Origin of the sequence: Shigella sp. FC1967, from assembly GCF_001743005.1 — a bacterium.
Lineage (GTDB): Bacteria > Pseudomonadota > Gammaproteobacteria > Enterobacterales > Enterobacteriaceae > Proteus.
This window is the reverse complement of sequence record NZ_MIIZ01000747.1, coordinates 1-3,827: the sequence shown is the minus strand read 5'-3', so window position 1 is coordinate 3,827 and position 3,827 is coordinate 1. Positions and strand designations below refer to the sequence as shown.

The window sequence follows — 3,827 nt, the reverse complement described above, 5'->3', positions numbered from 1 at the left end:
TACTAAAATCTTATTCTAGGAAAAACAACAACACTTATTAATTAATATTTAAATTATTCCTTTCAATATTTAAATAGGAAACTCTATATTTCATGGCAATTAAACTTGAAGTAAAAAAATCTCTACAAGGTTTTTGGCGAGCACCCTAAACGCGCTTTTGAATTATTAGAGTCTGGTATGAATAAAGATCAGATTTTTGATAAAACAGGGCTTACGGTAGGCGTTCAAAATGCAAATCTGGCAATTGAAGAAGGCGAAATATTTGTCATCATGGGATTATCTGGTTCAGGTAAATCCACGCTAGTCCGCCTTCTCAATCGTCTGATCTCTCCAACAAAAGGAGAGGTGCTTATTGATGGTGAAAATATTGCCACCATGTCGGATAAAGAATTACGACAAGTACGCCGTAAAAAAATCAGTATGGTGTTTCAGTCATTTGCATTGATGCCTCATATGAACGTACTTGATAACACCGCATTTGGAATGGATCTCGCTGGATTAAGTAAAGACGAGCGTTATAAAAAAGCGATGGATGCCTTAGAGCAAGTCAACTTGGGGAGTTACGCAAACTCTTGGCCAGATGAACTTTCTGGGGGGATGCGTCAACGTATTGGCCTTGCGCGCGCGCTTGCCAATGATCCCGATATTTTGTTAATGGATGAAGCCTTTTCAGCACTTGACCCATTAATTCGAACAGAAATGCAAGATGAGCTATTAAGCTTACAAGGTGATAAACAACGCACCATTGTGTTTATCTCTCATGACCTCGATGAGGCTATGCGTATTGGTGACCGAATAGCCATTATGCAAGGTGGTGTGGTTGTTCAAACAGGCACACCAGATGAAATACTTAACAATCCAGCAAATGATTATGTGCGTACGTTTTTCCGTGGTGTTGATATTAGCCACGTATTTAGTGCAAAAGATATTGCCAAACGTCGCCCTGAAACCTTACTGCATATTGCGCCCGGTTTTGGTCCTCGTTCTGCCTTGAAAGTACTCGAAGATGAAGATAGAAATTTTGGCTACCTCATTGAACGAGGAAGAAAATTTATTGGTATCGTTTCCGTTACCTCTCTTGAAGAAGCGCTCAAAAATAAACAACCTATTGAATCAGCAATTTTATCTGAGCCTTGTGCCATTAATGGTGATACCCCATTAAACGAGCTGATTTCAACTGTTGCACAATCTCCCTGTGCCATTCCTGTTATTGATGAAAAAAAACCGTTATATCGGCTTAATTTCTAAAGGAATGTTACTACAAGCACTGGATAAGGAGACGCCAAATGAGTAATACAACAGATCAAAATACCGTTTTGGATACAAATATCCAAGAAACCACAACAAGTGAGACAACACAAGAAACAACCAATAACGTAAATGACGATCCTTGGGCAACAACAGATGCTAGCACAACAGAAAGTGATCCTTGGAGTAGCACTGACAGTTCATCAACAGACGCTGATCCATGGGGTACTAGCAGTGGTACTGAAAATATCGATACCTCATCTGCTGGCAGCGATTGGTTAGATGCTGCACCAACAGATGTCGCTCCCGACTCTTTCAATCTAATGGATCCGTTTCACAACACACTGATCCCTTTAGATTCTTGGGTTACTGATGCAATTGACTGGATTGTGCTGCACTTTCGTCCTGTTTTCCAAGGTATTCGTGTGCCCGTTGATTTGGTCTTAAGTGGTTTTGAAAATTTCTTAACCTCAATGCCAGCACCTATTGCCATTATTCTATTTTCTCTAATTGCATGGCAACTTTCAGGTAAAGCGATGGGTGTCGCTTCTTTTATCTCATTAATATTAATTGGTGCGATTGGTGCTTGGTCTGAAGCCATGGTGACTCTTGCATTGGTACTCACTTCATTACTGTTTTGTCTTATTATCGGGCTTCCCTTAGGAATATGGCTAGCTAACAGCGATAGAGCATCCAACATTGTTCGACCTTTACTGGATGCGATGCAAACAACGCCTGCATTTGTCTACTTAGTGCCGATTGTCATGTTATTTGGTATTGGTAACGTTCCCGGTGTTGTGGTCACCATTATTTTTGCCTTACCCCCCATTGTGAGGTTGACTATTTTAGGGATCAAACAAGTTCCTGAAGATTTAATTGAAGCCGCACAATCATTTGGTGCAAACCCGCGACAAATGCTGTTTAAAGTACAATTGCCACTTGCTATGCCAACTATCATGGCGGGTGTTAATCAAACCTTGATGCTAGCGCTTTCAATGGTTGTTATCGCGTCGATGATCGCCGTTGGTGGATTAGGTCAGATGGTATTACGGGGTATTGGTCGCCTTGACATGGGACTTGCTGCCGTAGGTGGTGCGGGTATTGTTATCCTCGCCATTATCCTTGACCGATTAACTCAATCGTTAGGTCAAAACAGTCGCCATAAAGGTAACCGATGCTGGTATATGACAGGTCCGATTGGCTTAATTTATCGACTCTTTGGCAAAAAAATATCGTAATACCTATTTTTACTCTTAATCAAAATTAATAAAAACATTACGTTCAATCAATATAAGAAATAAAGGCGACAGTTCGCTGTCGCGACTTATCTCTTACCATCACAACAGAAGGAAAAACTATGCGTAATCCAGTTATCTGGGCAACCGTATTGTCCGCCACACTGATAAGCACTCAGTTATCCGCTGCTGATTTACCTGGAAAAGGGGTTTCGGTTCAACCTGTGCAAAGTACGATTTCTGAAGAAACCTTTCAAACTTTGATCGTTAATAAAGCACTAGAACAATTAGGTTACACTGTTCAGCCAATCAAAGAAGTTGACTATAATGTCGCTTATTCTTCTATCGCCAATGGTGATGCCACCTTTATGGCGGTCAGTTGGGTGCCTCTTCATAATTCACAATATGCCGCTGCGGGAGGTGATAATACCTTTTATCGTAAAGGGGACTATGTCGTTAATGCCGCTCAAGGTTATTTAATAGACAAGAAAACAGCCGAAAAATATAACATTACAAATATTGAGCAATTAAAAGATCCTAAAATTGCTAAATTATTTGATGCCAATGGTGATGGCAAAGCCGATTTAACAGGGTGTAATCCAGGATGGGGTTGTGAAGAAGCTATCAACAATCACTTAAAAGCCTATGGATTAGAAAAATCGGTCACACATAACCAAGGTAATTACGCGGCAATGATGGCTGATACCATTACACGTTACAAAGAAGGTAAACCCATTTTTTATTACACATGGACACCTTACTGGATCAGTGATGTATTAAAACCGGGTAAAGATGTTGTTTGGTTACAAGTGCCTTTCTCTTCATTACCGGGTGATGATAAAACCGATACCACATTAGCAAATGGTAAAAACTATGGCTTCCCGCCCAGTACCATGCATATTGCAGCAAATAAAAAATGGGCTGAAGAAAATCCCGCTGCGGCTAAACTCTTTGAAGTCATGAAAGTGTCTGTTGCTGATATTAATGCGCAAAACTTACGTATGCATAATGGTCAAAAGTCACAGGCAGATATAGAACGTCATGCTAATGCTTGGATCAAAGCACATCAAAAAACCTTTGATGGTTGGATTGAACAAGCCCAAGCAGCTGCAAAGTAATCGATAAATAATCTTAAATTAAGATTATCACAAAACAGGTCACACTATTGTGGCCTGTTTTTATTTATAACCAACCAATTACATGTAATTAAATAAAATGAATTTATATAAAAAATGAAAAGATCTTAATACTATTTTATTATTAAGATTATTCTTTTTATTAATGGCAAAGATATCCTCGTCTTTCATTCTCTCATTCCTTCAATTACTTGATTACCTTTTTCTC

At 39.4% G+C, this 3,827-nt stretch carries 2 protein-coding genes and 1 pseudogene; all 3 read left to right on the top strand.

The window, feature by feature from the left end; all coding sequences use genetic code 11:
• The first annotated feature begins 92 nt into the window (after positions 1 to 92).
• The 3 genes and pseudogenes from proV (at position 93) to proX (ending at position 3,601) form a co-directional block, all read left to right on the top strand.
• Positions 93 to 1,294 (top strand): annotated as a pseudogene (gene proV, locus BHE89_RS11850) (glycine betaine/L-proline ABC transporter ATP-binding protein ProV).
• The gene (proW, locus tag BHE89_RS11845; protein WP_069370036.1) at positions 1,287 to 2,486 is read left to right on the top strand and encodes a glycine betaine/L-proline ABC transporter permease ProW; all 1,200 of its coding nucleotides are present in this window, start codon (positions 1,287 to 1,289) and stop codon (positions 2,484 to 2,486) included. Before proV ends, proW begins: the two are co-directional and overlap by 8 nt.
• Before the next feature lie 119 nt (positions 2,487 to 2,605).
• Positions 2,606 to 3,601: a glycine betaine/L-proline ABC transporter substrate-binding protein ProX gene (gene proX / locus BHE89_RS11840; protein WP_069370035.1), complete on the top strand. Its 996-nt coding sequence runs from the start codon at positions 2,606 to 2,608 to the stop codon at positions 3,599 to 3,601.
• Positions 3,602 to 3,827 lie beyond the last annotated feature (226 nt).